A 19,031-nucleotide genomic window follows, 5' to 3' on the forward strand; every position below is an offset into this window, starting at 1 on the left:
TTCTGTAGCAACTGGCAAATGGCTCACTGCCAAACTTGCCCGGCCACGCGCAGCATATTGCAGCCCATCACCAGCGCCGCATCGTCGGCTGACATGCCCACATCCTGCAGTGCCTGCGCCAGCAACTGCCAGGTTTCGACCGGGGTGTAGGTGGCGCGCATGATGGCGCGGTCGTAGCCGGCGGACTTGGGCCACCAGTAGCCGGGGTCGTAGTCGCCGGGCGGATTGTCGTTGAGTTCGGGCTGGTGGAAGCTGATGTCCAGCCCTATGCCCACGTGCTGCACGCCCACCAGGTCGGCCACATAGGCCGCATGGCGTGCCACGTCCTGCACCGTCGGCGCGGTATTGCCCAGGAAGAACGACACGCCCGACACGCAGACCACACCGCCGGTAGCCGCGCAGGCGCGGATCTGCTCGTCGGTGATGTTGCGGCCGTGTTCCACCAGCGCCAGCGGGTTCGCGTGGCTGAAGATCACCGGCTTGGCGGATGCGGCCATGATGTCCAGGCTGCAGCGTCGGCCGGTATGCGAGCAGTCCATCAGCATGCCGGCGGCATTAACCGCCTGCACCATGCGCACGCCTAGCGGGGTCAGGCCCCGCGCCACATCGTGGCAGCCGTCGGCCACACTGTTGTTGCGGTTGTAGGCAAAGTGGATCTGGCGCACACCTAAGGACGCATACAGCGCCACCATCTCGGGCTGCTCCAGCAAGGGCATCGCACCTTCCAGGTCGAAGCCGACGGCGATCTGCCCACCCGCCTTGGCCCGTTCGATATCGGCCACATGGTTGGCCAACAGATACTTTTCCGGCTGCGCGGCAATGCTGGCGCGGAAGCCGGCGATCACCGCCATCACCTGCTGCACCGGATTCATGTCCATGCCGACGTTGACCGACACATAGTCGACCCCAGCCGCACGCAGCCGGTCTATGGGTGCAAAACTGGCCTGCGGGTGCAATGGCAGGCAGGCGTGGGATTCCCAGTGGATCATGGTGTGGCTCCGTGTCTTTGAAAGCCGGTGGAGGCCTGCATCAGCTGGCGGGTATAGGGCTGGGCCACGCGGCTGGCCGCCAGGTCGGCAGAGGCCAACATCTCCACCGTCTGACCCCGCTGCATCACCATCAGGCGCTCGCACAAATGCGTTACCACCGCCAGATCGTGGCTGACCATAATGAAGCTTAAACCGCGGCGGGCCCTCAGGGTTTCCAGCAGGTTCAGCACCTCGGCTTGTACCGAGGCATCGAGCGCCGAGGTCGGCTCATCCAGCAGCAGAATCTGCGGCTCCAGGATCAGCGCACGGGCGATGGCGATGCGCTGGCGCTGCCCGCCCGACAGCTGGTGCGGATAGCGGAAGCGAAATCCCGTCCCCAGCCCCACCTCGTCCAGCGCCCGCTCGATGCGCTGCTGCTCGTCGCCCATGCCGTGGATAGCCAGCGGCTCGGCCAGCAGCCGGTCCACCGTATGGCGCGGGTGCAGCGAACCATAGGGGTCCTGGAACACCATCTGCACCAGGCGCCGAAACGGCTTGCTGCCAGGCAAGGGCTGCGGACCAGGCCCCAGCAGCTCGACCGTGCCCGACTCCCGCCGCGCCAGGCCGCAGATGGCCCGCAGCACCGTGGACTTGCCCGAGCCCGATTCACCGACGATGCCAAAGCTCTCGCCCGGCTGCACGCTGAACGAGGTATCGGCCACGGCCACAAAGCCATCAAAACTCACGCGCAGGCCTTGCACCTGCAAACCGATGGACTCGCTCATAGTGCCCACTCCGGTTGCCGGTCCAGAGTAGGCAAGGGATGCCGATTCGCACCCAACTGCGGCAGGCAGTTCAGCAGGCCCAGCGTGTACGGATGCTTGGCGTGGGCCAGGCCACCGGCGCTGAGTTCTTCGACCACCCGCCCCGCATACATCACCAGAATCCGGTCGCAAAAGGTGGACACCAGGCGCAGATCGTGTGACACAAAAATCAAGCCCATGCCGCGCTGCAGCACCAGCGCGTCCAGGATCGCCAGCACCTGCAGCTGCACGGTCACGTCGAGGGCAGAAGTCGGTTCGTCGGCGATCAGCAGGTCGGGATTGGCGATCAGCATCATGGCGATCATCGCGCGCTGGCCCATGCCGCCCGACACCTCGTGCGGATAGAGTTTGTAGACGCGTTCGGGGTTGTCGATCTGCACCTGATCCAGCGCAGCCAGCGCCTGTTTTTTGGCGTCGGCTTTGGATAGCTTGGTATGCGCACGCAGGGCTTCCACGATCTGGTCGCCGATGGTCATCACCGGGTTCAGCGAGAACTTCGGGTCTTGCAGCACCATGGCGATGCGCCCGCCGCGCAGCTCGCGCCGCTGCTTGGGTGGGCAGTTCAGCAAATCGATGCCGTTGAACGCCAGGCGCTTGGCCGTTACCCGGCCCTCGGGCGCCGTCAGGCCCAGGATGGCGCGGCCGGTCTGCGACTTGCCCGAGCCCGATTCGCCGACGATGCCCAGGCGCTCCTTGCCCAGGGTGAACGACACGCCGCGCACCACCTCGACCCAGCCGCCATCGCGGTTCGGAAACGCGACCCGCAGGTCGTCCACCACCAGCACCGGATCGCTCATTTGACACCTTTCGGATCGAGTGCATCGCGCAGGCCGTCGCCGACCAGATTGAAAGCCAGACTGACCAGGAAAATCGCCGCACCGGGCGCCGCCGCCACCCACCATTGGTCCAGCACATACTGCCGGCCATTGGCGATCATTGCGCCCCATTCGGGGGTCGGCGGCTGCGCGCCCAGGCCGAGGAAGCCCAGGCCTGCGGCGGTCAGGATGATGCCCGCCATGTCCAGCGTGACCCGCACGATCACGGAAGACAGGCACAGCGGCATGATGTGGTGCAGCACGATGCGCCAGGGCGAGGCGCCGATCAGCTGCACCGCGGCAATGTAGTCGGCCTGGCGGATGGTCAGGGTCTCGGCGCGTGCCATGCGTGCATACGGCGGCCAGGCGGTGATGGCGATGGCGATCACCGCGTTCTCGATCCCCGGGCCCAGCGCGGCGACAAAGGCCAGCGCCAGAATCAGTCGCGGAAAGGCCAGAAAGATGTCGGTGATGCGCATCAGCGCCGCATCCACCATGCCGCCCGCATAGCCGGCCACGGTACCGACCAGCAAGCCTATGGGCGCGGCCAGCACCGCCACCAGGATCACCACCATCAGGGTGATGCGCGAGCCATGGATGAGGCGCGACAGAATGTCCCGCCCCTGGTCGTCGGTGCCCAGCCAGAACTGGCCGGATGGCGGCAGCAGCCGGGTGGTGCGCAAGTCACCCACGGTGGGTGAATACGGCGCCAGCAGTGGCGCGAATATCGCCACCAACACCAGCACCGCCACGATCGCCAGGCCCAGCATCGCCAGGCGATTGCGCATGAAGATGCGCCAGGCGCCATAGGCCCGGCCCCAGGCGGCCTGGCGACGGGATGCAGGCCGGTCGCTCATCAGCCAGCTATGCAGGCTTGTGGAAGAAGATTTCATCGGATACGGGTGCGCGGGTCGAGCGTCTTGTAGAGCACGTCGGAGAGCAAGTTCAAGCCAATAAAAATCGAGCCCACCACGATGGTGCCGCCCAGCACCGCGTTCATGTCGGCGTTCTGCAGCGAATTGGTGATGTACAGGCCCAGGCCAGGCCAGGCGAACACGGTCTCTGTAAGCACCGAGCCCTCCAGCAAACCGGCATACGACAAAGTAATCACGGTGACCAACGGCACCATGGCATTGCGCAGCGCGTGGCGCCAGATAATGCGCGCCTCGCTCAGGCCCTTGGCGCGGGCGGCCACGATGTACTCCTGCGACAGCTCGTGCAGCATGAAGGAGCGCGTCATGCGGCTGATGTAGGCCAGCGAAAAGTAGCCTAGCAGCGAAGCCGGCAGGATCAGGTGCGACAGCACATTGCCGAACGCGTCCCACTGCCCGGCCATGGCCGCGTCCAGCAGCAGCAGGCCAGAGACATTGGCCAGGGTGTATTCATAGACCACGTCGATACGACCCGGCCCACCGACCCAGCCCAGCTTGGCGTAGAACAGCACCAAGCCCATCAGGCCCAGCCAAAAAATAGGCACCGAATAGCCCACCAGGCCCATCACCCGCACGATCTGGTCGACCACGCCGCCACGCCGCACTGCAGCCCATACGCCTAGCGGCACGCCAAAGCTCACACCGATCAGGATGCCCAGCGTGGCCAGCTCCAACGTGGCCGGAAAAGCCCGGCGTATGTCCTGCATTACCGGGTTGGCGCTAAGCACCGAGGTGCCGAAGTCGCCCTGCAGCACCTTGCCGAGGTAGATATAGAACTGCTGCCACAGCGGCTTGTTGAAGCCCATTTCCTCGCGCACCCTGGCCACCAGCTCGCCGGAGGCCCGGTCGCCGACGATGGCCAGCACCGGGTCTATGGGCATGACCCGGCCGATGAAGAAGGTGACGGCCAGCAGCCCCAGGTAGGTCAGCAGAATGACCACCAGGAAACGGGCCGTGGCCTGGCATGCGCGCCGCAGCCGGGCGGATCTGCGTCCGCCCGCGGGCATCTGGCTGGCGGGTGCCAAACCGGTCAGCGCTTGCTGACTTTGAACATGTACGTCGTGTCCGACGTCGAACCTATCTTCAGGCCCTCCACATTGCTGCGCTCGGCCGCCACCTCGGTCTGCTGGAACAGCATGATGAAGGGGCTGGTCTTGCGGAACTCGGCCTGCATTTCGTCGTACATGGCCTTGCGTTTGCCGGTGTCGCGCTCCAGCACGGCAGCATCGGCCTTGGCGTTCAGCTCGGGGACGATCCAGGCGTTACGCCAGGCCAGGGGCTTGGCTTTGGCCTCGTCGCTGTTGTCGGCGTTCTGCACAAAGGTGGCATTGGTGTGCGGATCCCAGTAGTCGGCGCCCCACTGGCCGATGAACATGTCGTGGGTGCGGGCGCGGTACTTGGTCAACACCTGCTTGCCATCGCCGGGGATGATTTCGATGTCAATGCCGGCGCGCTTGGCGGTCTGCTGGAAGGCCTCGGTAATGCCTTGCACGGGTTGCACGGTGCGCATGTCGATGGTGACCTTGAAACCGTTGGGCAAACCGGCCTTGACCAGCAAGGCCTTGGCCTTGTCCACGTCCAGCTTGTAGGGGTTGACGGTGCTGGCGCCCAGCAAACCGACGGCCATGAAGTTCTGGTGCACGATGCCGATGTTCTTGATCAGCGTGTCGCCAATCGCCGAATAGTCGACCAGCCATTTGAGTGCTTCGCGCACCTCGGGCTTGGCCAGGTTCGGGTTCTTCATGTTCATGCTGATGTAGTAGACCGTGCCCTTGGGCGCAGACACCATCTTCACGTCCTTGTTGGCGGCCAGCGCGGCAAGGTCTTGCGGCGCCAGATTGCGGGCAATGTCGGCATCGCCTTTTTCCAGCAGCAGGCGCTGGGTGGCCGACTCCTTGACGTGGCGGTAGATAACGCGGGCCAGCGGTGCCTTGGTGCCGTAGTAGTTGTCGTTGCGCTCCAGGGCCACGATTTCATTGGCCCGCCACTCGCGCAGCTTCAAGGGACCGGAGCCCGCATAGTTGGTCTTGAGCCAGGCGTAGCCCAGGTCGCCCGCCACTTCCTTGGACAGCACCAGCTTCTTGTCGACCACGGCCGCCACGTTGGCAGTCAGGCAGTTGGTCACGAAAGACGGCGCGTAGGCCTTGTCGGTTTCCATGGTCAAGGTCAGCGGGCCGGTCTGCTTGATCTTGTCCTTGACGTTGTCCTTGCTCAGCCCGAACTGGGTGAGGATGAAGGCTGGCGACTTGTCCAGCAGCACCGAGCGCTGCAGGCTGAACACCACGTCTTCAGCCGTCAGCGGATTGCCCGAAGCGAATTTCAAACCCGGTTTCACCTCGAAGCTATAGGTTTTGCCGTCGGGCGATACCGACCAGGACTTGGCAATATCGCCGACCAGCTTGGTCGGGTCCGACAGGTCCAGGCGCACCAGGCGGTCGTAGGTATTGCCCATCACCTCGCCGGCCGAAATCTCAAAGGCCTCTGCCGGGTCCATGGTGATGATGTCGTCGAACGCGAACGCCACCACCAAGGTGTCCTTGGGCGTGGCGGCCCAAGCCGTCCCCAGCATCAGGGTGGACGCTGCGGCTGCAACCAGTCCGCGGCGGGAAAGCAGAGGTGTCGAGAAACGCATCGGATATTCCTTTGGGTGTGAAACGGACAAAAACCTGAACCAGCTTACCGAATCCCATGCGTTGCAAGAACCATGCTAACCCTGTATAGACATCGGACCCAGATCGCCCAGCACCGCGCTGTCGATCAGGCCATAGTGCCCAGGCAGCGCGTAATGCCACCACTCATGGGCCAGGTGGGCAAAGCCCGCGTCTTCCATGATGCGCAGCAACAGCTGACGGTTCGCCTGCGCCTGTACAGACACCTCGGGGCTAAAGTGGTGCGAGGCGGTCGTCATGTCGTCGAAACCGGTGCCCATGTCCAGCTCTTCGCCCTGCGCATCCACCAGGGTCAGGTCCACCGCCGTGCCGCGCGTGTGGTTGGAGCCAATCGCCGGGTCGGCCACATAGGCTTGGTCGGGCGCGGTTTGCCACAGCAGCACCTGCGCCTCGTGCGGGCGGAAGGCATCAAAAATCTTCAGCCGGTAGCCAGCCTCGGCGGCCGCCAGCACCGCTTGGCGCAAGCAGGCTTCTGCATCGCGGTGCAGCAGGCAGTGGGCGCGGTCGTAGATCGGCCGGCCGGCAATATTGTTGGCCGTGGCATAAGCCAGGTCGAGCACCACCCCATGGGTTTCGGGGTGGACCGGCACGAGGGGATGGGGCATGGGTATCACAATTTATGGAAAACAGGGCTGTGGCGCATATAGTACATGCGCGTACAGCTAGCAACTTTATAGCAACACCAGGTACTACTGGTACCCGCGGAAATCACCCGGCTGATGCTTCAGGGCGCAGCGCTGGCGGGTACAGCCGGCGGCATGGCAAGCGCGGCGGGCTCTACGGGTGGCGGGCTGGGTGGCAAACGCAGATAGGCTGCGGCCTGGGTCGGGTCCAGGCCCCAGGTCATGCTGGCGGGGCTGGTTTCGCTGCTGCCATAAGCGTAGCCGCTGACCGGACTGACGGCGACAAAGCGCAGGCGCGCATCCACCCCGCCCGCGCAGTGCAGCACGATCTCGCCCTGGGTGGTCGAGCTGTAGCGCAGGTCGCCCACGCACAGCCGGTCGGCAGCCTGGGTCGATGCCAGCTGGAGCGTGCCGGTGCGGTCGGTGAACAGCGTGGCCCGCCCTTCGAACACCACGCCATCCACCACCGCATAGGCAGGCGCATTGGAGCCCATCCAGCCACGGGTCTTGGCGTCGATCTGGGCGCAGCCGGCCAGGGTCAGGGCGATCAGCAGGGTGGAGGCAAGGGCTTGCATGGCGGCGTCCGGGTTTTTGTAAGTTCAGTCGTCGTCGGCCGGGTCGAGGCCGGGGAACAGCACCTCGGTATAGCCGAGCTGCGTCAGGTCGCGCATGCGCGTGGGGTACAGCCTGCCGATCAGGTGGTCGCATTCGTGCTGCACCACGCGGGCGTGGAAGCCGTCCACCGTGCGGTCAATTGGGTCGCCATACTGGTCAAAGCCGGTGTATCGGATCTGCGACCAGCGCGGCACCAGGCCACGCAGGCCGGGCACCGACAGGCAGCCTTCCCAGTCATCTTCTGCCGCATTGCCGATGGGCGTGATCACCGGGTTGATCAGCACCGTAGGCGGTACGGTGGGCCGGTCCGGGTAGCGCGGATTTACGTCGCGGGTGCCAAACACCACCAACTGCAGATCCACCCCTATCTGTGGCGCCGCGAGACCCGCGCCATTCGCCGCGCGCATGGTGTCCAGCATGTCGGAAACCAGCAGGTGCAGCTCGTCGGTATCGAAAGCGGTGATGGGCTGGGCCACGCCCAGCAGGCGCGGATCGCCCATTTTGAGAATTTCATGAACCGTCATGCATCAACTCCTTGCGACAACAAGGCCAGCATCCCGGCCTCGTCCAACACGGTAACACCCAATGCCTGCGCCTTGTCCAGCTTGCTGCCAGCTTCCTCGCCGGCGACCACGTAATGGGTCTTCTTGCTGACTGAGCCGGCCACCTTGGCGCCAGCGGCTTCGAGCAGATCCTTGGCCTGGTCACGGCTCAGGGTGGGGAAGGTGCCGGTGAGCACAAAGGTCTGGCCGGCCAGTGGCTTGGGCGCCACGGCCGCCGGCTCGCCCTCTTCCCAGGTGATGCCACAGGCCCGCAGTTGTTCGACCACTTCGCGGTTGTGCGGCTGGTCGAAGAAGGTGCGGATCGCCAGCGCCACGATGGGGCCAACGTCGGCGACTTCCAGCAGCTGCTCGACGCTGGCGTCCATGATGCTGTCGAGCTTGCCGAAATGCCGGGCCAGCGCCTTGGCGGTGGATTCGCCCACGTGGCGGATACCTAAGCCGAACAGAAAGCGCGGCAGGGTCGTGTCCTTGGATTTCTCCAGCGCCGCCAGGATGTTCTTCGCCGATTTGTCGGCCATGCGGTCCAACTCGGACAGCGCCGTCAGACCGAGTTTGTATAGATCCGGCAAGGTGCGGATGATGCCGGCGTCGACCAGTTGCTCGACCAGCTTGTCGCCCAGACCTTCGATCTCCACGGCACGGCGGTGGGCGAAGTGCAGGATGGCTTCCTTGCGCTGCGCGGGGCAGAACAGGCCACCACTGCAGCGGTGGTTCATCTCGGTCTTCTCGCGCACCACGGCGCTGCCGCAGACCGGGCAGGTGCGCGGCATGCGGAAGTTGGGCACGTAGCTTGTGCGCGCCTTTTCAACAACCCCCACCACCTCGGGAATCACATCGCCAGCACGGCGCACGATGGCGGTATCGCCGACCCGCACGCGCTTGCGGCGCAGTTCGAACAGATTATGCAAAGTGGCATTGGTGACGGTCACGCCTCCAACGAAAATCGGCGCCAGCCGCGCCACAGGTGTGAGCTTGCCAGTGCGCCCCACCTGCACATCGATGCCGGTCACCGTGGTCAGCTGTTCCTGCGCAGGGTATTTGTGCGCCACGGCCCAGCGCGGTTCGCGTGACACAAAACCCAGCTGGCGCTGCAAGGCCAAGCTGTTGACCTTGTAGACCACGCCGTCGATGTCATAGGGCAACTGGTCGCGCGCGGCACCGGTTTGCTGGTGAAATGCTATCAATTCAGAAGCACCTTGCGCAATCTGCACCTGCGCTGCGACCGGAAAACCCCAAGATTTCACGGTCTGCAGCATGGCGTAATGGGTATCGAACACCGGCCCGCCCTGCTCCACCGGCGTCACCTCGCCCAGCCCATAGGCAAAAAACTTCAGCGGGCGCTTTTGGGCGATGCCCGGGTCCAGCTGGCGCACCGCGCCGGCGGCCGCATTGCGCGGGTTCACAAAGGTTTTCAGGCCGGCTTCGCGCTGGCGCTCGTTCAGCGCGTCGAAGTCGTCGCGCCGCATATAGACCTCGCCGCGCACTTCCAGCACCGGCGGAGCGTCACCCTGCAGGCGCAGCGGGATTTGCCGCATGGTGCGGATGTTCTGCGTCACGTCTTCGCCGTACTCGCCATCGCCGCGCGTAGCGGCTTGCACCAGCACGCCGCGCTCGTAGCGCAGGCTCATAGCCAGACCGTCGAACTTGGGTTCGGCCACGTATTCGACCGGCGCATCGCCCTCGGCCAGGCCCAGCTCCTTGCGGATGCGGGTATCGAAATTCAGCGCGCCGCTGGGCTCGGTATCGGTCTCGGTGCGGATGCTCAGCATGGGCACGGCATGTCGCACCGAGGCGAACTCGGGCAGCGGCTTGCCACCCACGCGCTGGGTCGGCGAATCGGCCGTCAGCAAGTCGGGGTGGGCTTCTTCCAGCGCCTGCAGCTCGCGGAACACGCGGTCGTACTCGGCATCCGGCACAGTAGGCGCATCCAGCACGTAGTAGCTGTGCGCCCAGCCGTTCAGCTGCTGGCGCAATGCTTCCATTTTGATAGCTTCTGGCGCAGGTGGAATCTGCGCTGCAGCACTAAAAAGCTCTAAATTTTCCGGCATATCAACTGAATAAACGTCGCGCCAATGCAGAGCCGGCCGCCAGTTCACGCGACTCCAGCGTGTCGTACAGCTGCTCCAACGAGGCGCCAATGCCGTCCAGCGCGTCGCGCTGCAGCGGGTAGCCGCGGTCGTCGGTCAGCGCGCCGTCCATGGCCTCGGCCAGCGCGGCGGCGGTATCGCGCATGCGCACAAATGGCTGCTCGGCGCGGTCCACCTGGGGCACGTCCAGGCTCAGGGTGACTTCGCGCAGCGCCGACTGGTCCAGGTCCTCGGCCAAAGCGGCTTGGGTGTCGAAGGCCAGGCCCAGAATCGGCGGCATGCCTGGCGTGCCGCTGGGCAAGACCATGCGGCCCGGGATCAGCGAGGGCACAAAGCCCAGCCGCGCCGCATGCTGCTGCACATAGCCGGGGCTCCAGGCGGCATGCACCGCGCGCAGGGTGAAGCCGAGCTGGGCGTCATGGTCGTTGGCGAACTGGTCCAGCTCGCGGCCGCGCGCGACTTCTTCGCGCATCTCGGGAAACTCAGGCAAGCCGTTGACCGCATCGGCAAACGCCTGGGTCTTGATCACAAACTCGGAGAACTCGATCTCGTTCAGCGCGCCGGTGCGGTTGGCCAGCTGCACACCGGCCTGGAACTGGGTGTAGCGCTGGCCGGCGGCTGGGGTTTCCCACTGGCCACTGGTGGCGTTCAAGCCTTCGATGGCAAACGGCTTGCTGCCGACGCGGCGGGTCGGCGGCATGCCGGCCAAGGCGGCGTCGCCCGATACCGGCTGCTCGACGGCGATAGCGGCCAGCACGTCGATCAGCGCGTCCATGCCGGGCTTGCGCTCGGGCACCGGCAGCGGCGGCAGGTCGTCGCCCTCGAAGGCCGGATCGCGGCGCTCCAGGTCGTCGGCGCTGGGCTCGGTCTGCACGCTGCTGGGCGGCAAGGGGTCGGGCTGCTTGGGAGCGTTTTTGCGGGCGGTCCAGGTGTTGTAGGCCACGACGGCGACCAATACCAGCCCGCCCCCCACGGCCAGACCCAGTTGGAGAGTGGTTGTCATGTTGCTTCGGCCATGGAAAGGGCCGACTCCATATCGACTGCCACGATGCGCGAAACGCCCTGCTCCTGCATGGTCACACCAATCAGTTGCTGGGCCATTTCCATGGCGATTTTGTTGTGGCTGATGAAAAGAAACTGGGTTTCGCGGCCCATGCTGGACACCAGTTTTGCGTAGCGTTCGGTGTTGGCGTCGTCCAGCGGCGCGTCCACTTCGTCCAGCAGGCAAAACGGTGCGGGGTTCAGCATGAAGATCGCAAACACCAGGGCGATGGCGGTCAGGGCTTTTTCGCCGCCCGACAGCAGGTGGATGGTCTGGTTCTTCTTGCCCGGCGGCTGGGCGATGACCTGCACGCCCGAATCCAGAATTTCGTCGCCGGTGATCACCAGGCGCGCATTGCCGCCGCCGAACAGCTCGGGGAACATCTTGCCGAAATGGCCGTTGACGATATTGAAGGTGCCCGACAGCAGCTCGCGGGTTTCGGCGTCGATCTTCTTGATCGCGTCTTCCAGCGTGGTCATCGCGTCCACCAGGTCGGCGGTCTGTGCGTCCAGGAACTGCTTGCGCTCGCGCGCCACCGTCAGCTCGTCGAGTGCGGCCAGATTGACGGCGCCCAGGGCGGTGATTTCGCGGTTCAGCCGGTCGATCTCGCTCTGCATGCCGTGCATGCGCACATCACCGTCGGCAATCGACTTGGCTATTTGCTCCAGATCGGCCTGGGCCTCGGCCAGCAGTTGGGTGAATTGCTCGGACCCCAGCCGCGCGGCCTGCTCTTTCAGCTGGAATTCAGTGATGCGCTGGCGCAGCGGCTCCAGCGCGCGCTCGTTCTGCATGCGGGCCTCGTCGCTGGCACGCAGGCGGATGGTCAGGTCGTCGTACTGGCTGCGCTGGGCGCCCAGCTCGGCTTCGCGCTCCAGCTTGGCCGCCAGCGCAGTTTGCAGGCCACCCTGGGCGGCGGCGTCGTTCAGGCGCGCCAGCTCGTCGACCGCGCGCTGCTGCTCGTCGGTCAGCGACAGGGTTTGCTGGGCCGCCATGTCGACCGAGCGCGTCAGCTCGGCGCGGCGCGCACCCAGGCTGCGCTGGGCAAACGCGGCTTCTTGCGCTTGACGCTCCAGGCTGCGCTGCTGCTCGCGGCATTCGGACAGCTTGCGCTGCACCTCGATGACACGCTCGTCCAGCTGGGCGTGGCGCTCCTGGCTGTCGGCCAGCTGCATGTCGAGTTCTTCGAAGCGGGCTTCGGCGTTGACCCTGCGCTCCTGCAGATCGTCCAGCTGGGCTTCGACCTCGGCCAGATCGCCTTCCAGCTGCTGGCTGCGCACGCGCGCCTGCTCGGCCAGTTGGCCGAGTCGCAGGGTTTCGACCTGCAGCGCATGGGCCTGGGTTTGCGCCTCGGTGGCCTCGCGCCGGGCCGTCACCAGGCGCTGCGAGGATTCGTTGTAGGCAGCCTCAGCACGCACCAGGGCGTAGCGGGTTTCCTCGTTGATCAGGGTCTGGGCGCGTAGCTGCTTTTCCAGATTTTCAATCTCTTGCGCGCGCGCCAGGAGGCCTGCCTGCTCGGAGTCCTGCGCGTAGAAGGCCACGCTGTGCAGGCCGACCGCGTGGCCGCTTTGCACATAGATCACCTCGCCCGGCTGCAGCTGGCTGCGCTGCAGCAGCGCGTCTTCAAAACTGGGCGCGGTAAAGCAGCCGTACAGCCAGTCGCCCAGCAGGGCGGCCAGGCCGGCATCGTTCAGGCGCAGCAAGTCGGCCAGGCGCGGCAGACTGCGCTGCGGCAAGGCGGCACCGGCCGGCGGAGGGCTGTAGAAGGCCAGCTTGGCGGGAGGCACGTCGCGGCCATCCAGGCCGGCGAAGGCGCGCACCATCTCCAGCCGCGAGACTTCGAGCGCGCCCATGCGTTCGCGCAAGGCGGCTTCCAAGGCGTTCTCCCAGCCCTGCTCGATGTGCAGCTTGCTCCACACGCCTTGCAGGCCTTCGAGGCCATGGCGGGTCAGCCAGGGCTTGAGCTTGCCGTCGGTCTTGACCTTTTCCTGCAGTGCCTTCAGCGCCTCCATGCGCGCCGACACATCGGCCTGGCGCGCAGATTCGGCGTTCACCGCCGCCTGCTTGGCGCGGCGCTCTTCGTCGAGTTGGGGCAGTTGCTCTTGCAGATCCTGCAGGCGCGCATCGGCCACGCTGGCGGCCTCGCTAGCCTCGTCCAGTTGGGCTTGTAGTTGCGACAGGCGCGCTTCGTCGGGCGCGGCCAGGGCTTTCTTGTCGACCAGCAGGCGTTCGCGGCGCTGGTCGAGCTGGCGGCTTTGCTCTTCGATGCTGCGCTGCTCGGCGGCCAGCACCTGGATCTGCTGCTGCACCTGGACCACGCCGCTGCGCTGCTCGTTGGCGGTGCGGCTGGCGCTTTGCAGCGCGTCTTCCAGATCGGGGATCTGCGCGGCCTGCTCTTCGACCTGGGCGGCCAGCAGCTCGGCTTTTTCTACGGCCTCGATGCCGGTGGCTTCCAGATTTTCCAGCTCGAAGTGCGCATCTTCCTGGCGCGTCGCCCACTGCTGGATTTGTTCTTTCAGGGTGTTCAGGCGCAGCTCGACCCGCTGCCGGCCTTCGACCACAAAGCGGATTTCGCCCTCAAGACGGCCCACTTCGGCGCTCGCCTCGTACAGCTTGCCCTGGGCGTGGTTCACCGCGTCGCCAGCGTCGTAGTGCGCCTGGCGGATAGTTTCCAGCTCGGCCTCGACATGGCGCAGGTCGGCGATGCGCGATTCCAGATCGTTCACCGCCTGGGCCGCGTCGGCCTTGACCTTGCTCTGGTCGGCCTCGCTGTCGACCTTCTTCAGGTACCAGAGCTGGTGCTGCTTCAGCGTGGCGCTGGCGTGCAGGCTGTTGTACTTGTGCGCGACCTCGGCCTGCTTTTCCAGCCGCTCCAAGTTGGCATTCAGCTCGCGCAGGATGTCTTCCACACGGGTCAGGTTCTCGCGCGTGTCGCTGAGGCGGTTCTCGGTCTCGCGGCGGCGTTCCTTGTATTTGGACACGCCCGCGGCCTCTTCCAGGAACAGGCGCAGCTCTTCGGGACGCGACTCAATGATGCGGCTGATGGTGCCCTGGCCGATGATGGCGTAGGCGCGCGGGCCCAGGCCGGTGCCCAGAAACACGTCTTGCACATCGCGCCGGCGGACAGGCTGGTTGTTGATGTAGTAGCTGCTGTTGCCGTCGCGGGTCAGCACGCGCTTGACGGCGATCTCGGCAAACTGGCCCCACTGGCCGCCGGCGCGGTGGTCGTTGTTCTCGAACACCAGCTCCACGCTGGCGCGGCTGGCCGGTTTGCGGGTGGTCGTGCCGTTGAAAATCACGTCCTGCATGGACTCGCCGCGCAGCTCGGAGGCCTTGCTCTCGCCCAGCACCCAGCGCACCGCATCCATGATGTTGGACTTGCCGCAGCCGTTCGGCCCGACCACGCCGACCAACTGCCCGGGCAGGTGGAAGGTGGTGGGTTCGGCAAAGGACTTAAAGCCCGCGAGCTTGATGGATTGGAGACGCACCGGAGGTTGACGTGGCTAATTCGTGATGGACACGTGATGGACTTTGATTTGAAACCGCTTTGTATGCAGCCCGCGGCCTGCGGGAAGCCGATTGAGTTTACCTGAGCCCCTGGGTGGCGGGCTTCTCCGCACAGACACAAAGCTATATTTTCAATAGCTGCTTACGCTGATTGAATCAGCGCCAGAGGCCGATTTTATGCCCAAGTTACAGGCTTGCCGCAAACACCGGCCTAGGCCGCACGCACAGCGCTTTATGGTCAAATTATTCCATCAGACATAAAATTACCTTCGTCAGAATAATTCTTCCATAAAAGCGAGCATGCCCATGGCCGAAGCCTTTACCTACCGCCGCACCGCCCTCGCCGCCAGCTACTGCGACGCGCTGGAGGGTCGCGGCATTCTGGACGCCACCTCCGGCCTGTTCCTGGCCGCGCCGCGGCGCACCGGCAAGTCCACCTTTCTGCGCGAGGACATGGTGCCCGAGATGCGCGCGCGCGGCTGGCAGACCCTGTATGTAGACCTGTGGTCGGACCGCAGCCGCGACCCGGCCGAGCTGATCATCGGCGTGGTGCGCGAAACCCTGGCCCAGCTGGACGGCCCAGTGCTCAAGGCCGCCAAAAGCGTGGGCCTGGACAAGCTGACCGTGCTCGGCACCTTGTCGCTGGACCTGGGCAAGATCGGCCAACCCGGCGGCGCCACCCTGGCCGACGCGCTGGAGCGGCTGCACGCCAAGAGCGGCAAGCCCCTGGTGCTGCTGGTCGACGAAGCCCAGCATGCGCTGTCCAGCGACGCCGGCACCCAGGCCATGTTCGCCCTAAAGGCCGCACGCGATCGGCTCAACCAAGGCACGGCCCGCCGCGGCCTGCACCTGGTGATGACCGGCTCGAACCGCGACAAACTCACCCACCTGGTGCTGCGCAAGAGCGAGCCGTTCTATGGCGCCGGCGTGACCCGCTTCCCGCTGCTGGACCGCGGCTTTGTCGAAGCCTATGCGGCTTGGCTGAACCCGCAGTTTGCCGACGGCAAGGCGTTTTCGGTCGCCACGCTGGAGCGGGCCTTCGAGCTGGTCGGGCGCCGGCCCGAGATGCTGAAGCGCGTAGTCGGCGAGGCCGTGGCCGACCTGGGCGGCGCGCAGGCGCTGGACGCGCTGATAGAGCGCAACGCCCAGCACATCCAGCACCGGGCCTGGCAGGAGTTCGCCTCCACCTACAACGGCCTGCCCGACCCGCAGAAAGCCGTGCTCGACGCCATCGCCCGCCTGTCGCCCGACTACACGCCGTTCGCCGAAGCCGCGCTGACCGCCTACCAGGCGGTACTGGGCAAGCCACTGAGCAACTCGGCCATCCAGGGCGCGCTGGATGCGCTGCGCGACAAAGAGCTGATCTGGCGCGCCGGCCGGGGCGACTATGCGTTCGAAGACGACGGCCTGCGCGCCTGGTACCTGGAGCAGCACCCGCAGCCGCCCGCGCTGGTGGACTGAGCGATCCGCGCTTGCTATGTATTCCATAGCTACTCGCGTAGGTAGAACATGCGCTAGTGGCCGATTTAGTCTTTGTTTTTTAACAACGTTATTCAAATATCGTATGTTGATTTTGTTCTATATCTGCATACCCGTCTAAACCTAAGATCCAGTCCAAGGCCGCCGTTTGCCGCGGCCGAACTGTATCCAGGAGCCCGACGCATGCAATTCGTAAAAAAACTCTTCGCTGCCGCCGCCATCGGCGCACTCGCGGTGGCCGCTGCCACATCGGCCTTTGCTGTCGATAAGAAAGTGGTGATCGGCTACCAGACCGACGCCCTGCCCTCGTCGGTCGGCATTGCCAACGGCGACTACGCCAAAACCACCGGCTACCAGATCGACTTCCGCCGCTTCAACTCGGGCGCCGACATCTTTGCCGCCATTGCCTCCGGTGATGTGCAGATCGGCTATGTGGGCTCCAGCCCCTATGCTGCCGCCACCTCGCGCGGCCTGGACGTGAAGGCGTTCTACGTCGCCTCGATCTCTGGCACCGACGAGGCGCTGGTGGTACGCAACGGCTCGGGCATCAACAGCCTGGCCGACCTGAAGGGCAAGAAGCTGGCCGCTGCGCCGGTGTCCACCGACCACTACCAGCTGCTGGCGCTGATCAAGAGCCAGGGCCTGACCGAAAAAGACGTGCAGGTCTTCGCCATTCCCCAGCCCGAGATCGTGGCGGCCTTCAACCGCGGCGACATCGACGGCGGCTTCGTCTGGGACCCGGCGCTGACCGAGCTGAAGAAAAACGGCAAGGTGCTGGTCACCTCGAAAGACGTGGCCGACAAGGGCGCACCGACCTTCTCCGCCTGGGTGGCCACCGGCGCGTTTGCCACGGAGCATCCTGAATTCCTGAAGTCCTTCTCCAGCGTGGTCGACAAATACACCACCTCGTTCACCAGCAACAAGGCCGCCTGGACGGCAGACAGCGAAAACACCAAGCTGCTGGCCAAGCTGCTCGGCGGCACCTCGGCCGACCAGGCCGCGGCGCTGCAAAACCTGTCGCTGCTGAGCCTGAACACCCAGGCTTCCGACGCCTGGCTGGGCGGTGGTGAAAAGTCTGGCGTCGCCAAGATCCTGAAGGAAACCTCGGTTTTCCTGAAGGAGCAAAAGAAGATTTCTGACGTGCTGCCCAGCTACGCACCGTTTGTGACGCCGGCCGCTGTGGTCGCACTGAAGAAGTAAGCGCTCCAGATGCTCCGCGTCCATAACGCCAGCGTATTTTTCGAAGCCCGCGACGGCCGGCCGGTCCAGGCCCTGGACCGGGTGTCGCTGGACATTCCGCAAGGCGGCTTTGTCGTGGCGCTGGGCACCTCGGGCTGCGGCAAGTCCACCCTGCTGAACGCCATGGCCGGCTTTCTGCCGCTGTCCGACGGCAGCATTACGCTGGATGGTCGCCCCGTTAGCGGGCCGGGCGCCGACCGCGGCGTAGTGTTCCAGAAGGACACGCTGCTGCCCTGGAAATCGGTGGCAGAGAACGTGGCCCTGGGTTTGCAGTTCGCCGGTGTCTCGCGCCGGGACCGGCGCGAGCGCGCGCTGGAGCTGCTGCGCCTGGTCGGCCTGCAGGACTTTGCCGATGCCGCGCCCTACGAGCTGTCGGGTGGCATGCGCCAGCGCGTGGGCCTGGCCCGGGCCCTGGCACCCAACCCTGACATTCTGCTGATGGACGAGCCATTTGGCGCGCTCGACAGCATGACCCGCGAGCAAATGCAGGAGCTGCTGGTGTCGGTCTGGGCGCGAACCGGCAAGCGGGTGTTTTTCATCACCCATTCGATCGAGGAAGCACTGTTTCTGGGCACCGAGCTGATCGTCATGTCGCCGCGGCCAGGCCGCATCGTGGCCCGCTTCCAGCTGGACTTTGTGCGCCGCTACGCGCGCGACGGCGATGCGCGGGCCATCAAGACATCGCCCGAATTTGCCCTGCTGCGCGAGGAAATCCGCGCCATCGTGCACCAATCTGAAACGCTGGAAGAAACCACCGTATGACCGAGCTGAGTATCCAGAGTATTGCCAACACCGCGGCCCTGCAAAGCCCGGCCCCCGAAGCCGCGCCGGCGCCAGCGCCCACCGCGCCGCGCCTGGTGAAGATGCGCAGCTTCGGCATCGGCGAGCATTCCACCGTGACGACCAGCGTCGCCACTGGCGCGGCGATTCTGCTGCTGTGGTGGGCCGTAGCCCAGTCCGGCAAGGTATCGCATTTGTTCCTGCCGACGCCGGCCGAAGTGCTGGCAGTGGCGAAGTCGATTCTGGAAGACGGCTACGCGAATGCCACGCTGTGGGAGCATGTGTCGGCCAGCCTGACGCGCATCCTGTCAGCCGCAGCCATCGCCATCGCGCTGGGCATCCCCATCGGGCTGTCCATGGGGCTGAACCGCTGGGCCAAGGGCATTTTCGACACGCCCATCGAGTTCTACTGGCCGCTGCCGCCGCTGGCATATCTGCCGCTGATGATCATCTGGCTGGGGATTGGCGAGACTTCGAAGATCGCGCTGCTGACGCTGGCGATGTTCGCGCCCATCGTGCTGTCGGCCCAAGCCGGCGTGCGCGCGCTGCCGCTGGAGCGGGTCAATGCCGCACTGTCGCTGGGCGCCAGCCGTTGGCAGCTTTTCAGCGCCATCGTGCTGCCCTCGGCCCTGCCCGAGATCCTGACCGGCATCCGCATCGCGCTGGGCGTGGGCTGGGGCACGCTGGTGGCCGCCGAGCTGATCGCCTCGACCCGCGGCATCGGCTACATGGTGATGTCGGCATCGCACTTTTTGGCGACCGACGCTGTGTTTGTCGGCATCGCGGTAATCGCCGTCTGCGCCTTTGCCTTCTCGTCCACCATGCGCCTGCTCGAAAGCTGGCTGGTGCCGTGGAAGGGCAAGTACTGAACGCTATTTTTTAAATAGCAGC

General features: G+C 65.2%; 16 protein-coding genes. 4 read left to right on the forward strand and 12 right to left on the reverse strand.

What is annotated here, in order from left to right; translation table 11 throughout:
* Positions 1 to 23 precede the first annotated feature (23 nt).
* From BLT66_RS21320 to smc, 12 genes are all read right to left on the reverse strand, one after another.
* Entirely contained in the window at positions 24 to 989 is a 966-nt protein-coding gene (locus tag BLT66_RS21320; protein WP_092760968.1) for a dipeptidase, read from the reverse strand.
* Complete coding sequence (locus tag BLT66_RS21325; protein ID WP_092760970.1) at positions 986 to 1,753, reverse strand: ABC transporter ATP-binding protein; 768 nt, start codon at positions 1,751 to 1,753, stop codon at positions 986 to 988. The genes BLT66_RS21320 and BLT66_RS21325 overlap by 4 nt, the downstream gene beginning before the upstream one ends.
* Positions 1,750 to 2,589 (reverse strand): ABC transporter ATP-binding protein, encoded by an 840-nt coding sequence (locus BLT66_RS21330; RefSeq protein WP_092760972.1) that lies wholly within the window; start codon positions 2,587 to 2,589, stop codon positions 1,750 to 1,752. The genes BLT66_RS21325 and BLT66_RS21330 overlap by 4 nt, the downstream gene beginning before the upstream one ends.
* Entirely contained in the window at positions 2,586 to 3,500 is a 915-nt protein-coding gene (gene nikC / locus BLT66_RS21335; RefSeq protein ID WP_092760974.1) for a nickel transporter permease, read from the reverse strand. The genes BLT66_RS21330 and nikC overlap by 4 nt, the downstream gene beginning before the upstream one ends.
* The gene (locus BLT66_RS21340; protein WP_092761330.1) at positions 3,497 to 4,546 is read right to left on the reverse strand and encodes an ABC transporter permease; all 1,050 of its coding nucleotides are present in this window, start codon (positions 4,544 to 4,546) and stop codon (positions 3,497 to 3,499) included. The genes nikC and BLT66_RS21340 overlap by 4 nt, the downstream gene beginning before the upstream one ends.
* Positions 4,547 to 4,569: 23 nt before the next feature.
* Positions 4,570 to 6,171, reverse strand: coding sequence for an ABC transporter substrate-binding protein (locus tag BLT66_RS21345; RefSeq protein WP_092760976.1), 1,602 nt, complete (start codon positions 6,169 to 6,171; stop codon positions 4,570 to 4,572).
* Between the two features lie 75 nt (positions 6,172 to 6,246).
* Positions 6,247 to 6,813, reverse strand: a complete 567-nt coding sequence (gene ddpX, locus BLT66_RS21350; RefSeq protein ID WP_092760978.1) for a D-alanyl-D-alanine dipeptidase — start codon at positions 6,811 to 6,813, stop codon at positions 6,247 to 6,249.
* A gap of 119 nt (positions 6,814 to 6,932) precedes the next feature.
* Positions 6,933 to 7,406, reverse strand: a complete 474-nt coding sequence (locus tag BLT66_RS21355; RefSeq protein ID WP_092760980.1) for a hypothetical protein — start codon at positions 7,404 to 7,406, stop codon at positions 6,933 to 6,935.
* A 24-nt stretch (positions 7,407 to 7,430) separates the two neighbouring features.
* Positions 7,431 to 7,970 carry a peptide deformylase gene (def, locus tag BLT66_RS21360; RefSeq protein ID WP_092760983.1) on the reverse strand — a complete coding sequence of 180 codons (540 nt, stop codon included), beginning with the start codon at positions 7,968 to 7,970 and terminating at the stop codon, positions 7,431 to 7,433.
* On the reverse strand, positions 7,967 to 10,057 hold the full coding sequence (gene ligA / locus BLT66_RS21365) for an NAD-dependent DNA ligase LigA (RefSeq protein WP_092760985.1): 2,091 nt from the start codon (positions 10,055 to 10,057) through the stop codon (positions 7,967 to 7,969). Before ligA ends, def begins: the two co-directional genes overlap by 4 nt.
* A 1-nt stretch (position 10,058) precedes the next feature.
* The gene (locus BLT66_RS21370) at positions 10,059 to 11,099 is read right to left on the reverse strand and encodes a cell division protein ZipA C-terminal FtsZ-binding domain-containing protein (RefSeq protein WP_092760987.1); all 1,041 of its coding nucleotides are present in this window, start codon (positions 11,097 to 11,099) and stop codon (positions 10,059 to 10,061) included.
* Complete coding sequence (smc, locus tag BLT66_RS21375) at positions 11,096 to 14,623, reverse strand: chromosome segregation protein SMC (protein WP_092760989.1); 3,528 nt, start codon at positions 14,621 to 14,623, stop codon at positions 11,096 to 11,098. Before smc ends, BLT66_RS21370 begins: the two co-directional genes overlap by 4 nt.
* Before the next feature lie 319 nt (positions 14,624 to 14,942).
* Between smc and BLT66_RS21380 the strand changes: the two genes are divergently transcribed.
* From BLT66_RS21380 to BLT66_RS21395, 4 genes are all read left to right on the forward strand, one after another.
* A complete protein-coding gene (locus tag BLT66_RS21380) occupies positions 14,943 to 16,103 on the forward strand; it encodes an AAA family ATPase (RefSeq protein ID WP_092760991.1) in 1,161 nt (386 codons plus the stop codon).
* 201 nt (positions 16,104 to 16,304) lie between these two features.
* Positions 16,305 to 17,321, forward strand: a complete 1,017-nt coding sequence (tauA, locus tag BLT66_RS21385) for a taurine ABC transporter substrate-binding protein (RefSeq protein WP_092760993.1) — start codon at positions 16,305 to 16,307, stop codon at positions 17,319 to 17,321.
* Positions 17,322 to 17,330: 9 nt separating this feature from the next.
* Positions 17,331 to 18,122 (forward strand): taurine ABC transporter ATP-binding protein, encoded by a 792-nt coding sequence (locus BLT66_RS21390; protein ID WP_092760995.1) that lies wholly within the window; start codon positions 17,331 to 17,333, stop codon positions 18,120 to 18,122.
* Positions 18,119 to 19,009, forward strand: coding sequence for an ABC transporter permease subunit (locus BLT66_RS21395; protein ID WP_092760997.1), 891 nt, complete (start codon positions 18,119 to 18,121; stop codon positions 19,007 to 19,009). Before BLT66_RS21390 ends, BLT66_RS21395 begins: the two co-directional genes overlap by 4 nt.
* Positions 19,010 to 19,031: the final 22 nt, after the last annotated feature.

It is taken from the genome of Rhodoferax sp. OV413, from assembly GCF_900104385.1.
Classification (GTDB): domain Bacteria; phylum Pseudomonadota; class Gammaproteobacteria; order Burkholderiales; family Burkholderiaceae_C; genus Rhodoferax_B.

What these genes read in the sequence shown, in the direction of transcription:
- BLT66_RS21395 (WP_092760997.1), top strand. Translation starts at nt 18,119, where the DNA reads ATGACCGAGCTGAGTATCCAGAGTATTGCCAACACCGCGGCCCTGCAA.
- ddpX (WP_092760978.1), bottom strand. Translation starts at nt 6,813, where the DNA reads ATGCCCCATCCCCTCGTGCCGGTCCACCCCGAAACCCATGGGGTGGTG.
- BLT66_RS21340 (WP_092761330.1), bottom strand. Translation starts at nt 4,546, where the DNA reads ATGCCCGCGGGCGGACGCAGATCCGCCCGGCTGCGGCGCGCATGCCAG.
- BLT66_RS21345 (WP_092760976.1), bottom strand. Translation starts at nt 6,171, where the DNA reads ATGCGTTTCTCGACACCTCTGCTTTCCCGCCGCGGACTGGTTGCAGCC.
- def (WP_092760983.1), bottom strand. Translation starts at nt 7,970, where the DNA reads ATGACGGTTCATGAAATTCTCAAAATGGGCGATCCGCGCCTGCTGGGC.
- nikC (WP_092760974.1), bottom strand. Translation starts at nt 3,500, where the DNA reads ATGAAATCTTCTTCCACAAGCCTGCATAGCTGGCTGATGAGCGACCGG.
- tauA (WP_092760993.1), top strand. Translation starts at nt 16,305, where the DNA reads ATGCAATTCGTAAAAAAACTCTTCGCTGCCGCCGCCATCGGCGCACTC.
- ligA (WP_092760985.1), bottom strand. Translation starts at nt 10,057, where the DNA reads ATGCCGGAAAATTTAGAGCTTTTTAGTGCTGCAGCGCAGATTCCACCT.
- BLT66_RS21370 (WP_092760987.1), bottom strand. Translation starts at nt 11,099, where the DNA reads ATGACAACCACTCTCCAACTGGGTCTGGCCGTGGGGGGCGGGCTGGTA.
- BLT66_RS21390 (WP_092760995.1), top strand. Translation starts at nt 17,331, where the DNA reads ATGCTCCGCGTCCATAACGCCAGCGTATTTTTCGAAGCCCGCGACGGC.
- BLT66_RS21330 (WP_092760972.1), bottom strand. Translation starts at nt 2,589, where the DNA reads ATGAGCGATCCGGTGCTGGTGGTGGACGACCTGCGGGTCGCGTTTCCG.
- BLT66_RS21380 (WP_092760991.1), top strand. Translation starts at nt 14,943, where the DNA reads ATGCCCATGGCCGAAGCCTTTACCTACCGCCGCACCGCCCTCGCCGCC.
- BLT66_RS21355 (WP_092760980.1), bottom strand. Translation starts at nt 7,406, where the DNA reads ATGCAAGCCCTTGCCTCCACCCTGCTGATCGCCCTGACCCTGGCCGGC.
- BLT66_RS21325 (WP_092760970.1), bottom strand. Translation starts at nt 1,753, where the DNA reads ATGAGCGAGTCCATCGGTTTGCAGGTGCAAGGCCTGCGCGTGAGTTTT.
- BLT66_RS21320 (WP_092760968.1), bottom strand. Translation starts at nt 989, where the DNA reads ATGATCCACTGGGAATCCCACGCCTGCCTGCCATTGCACCCGCAGGCC.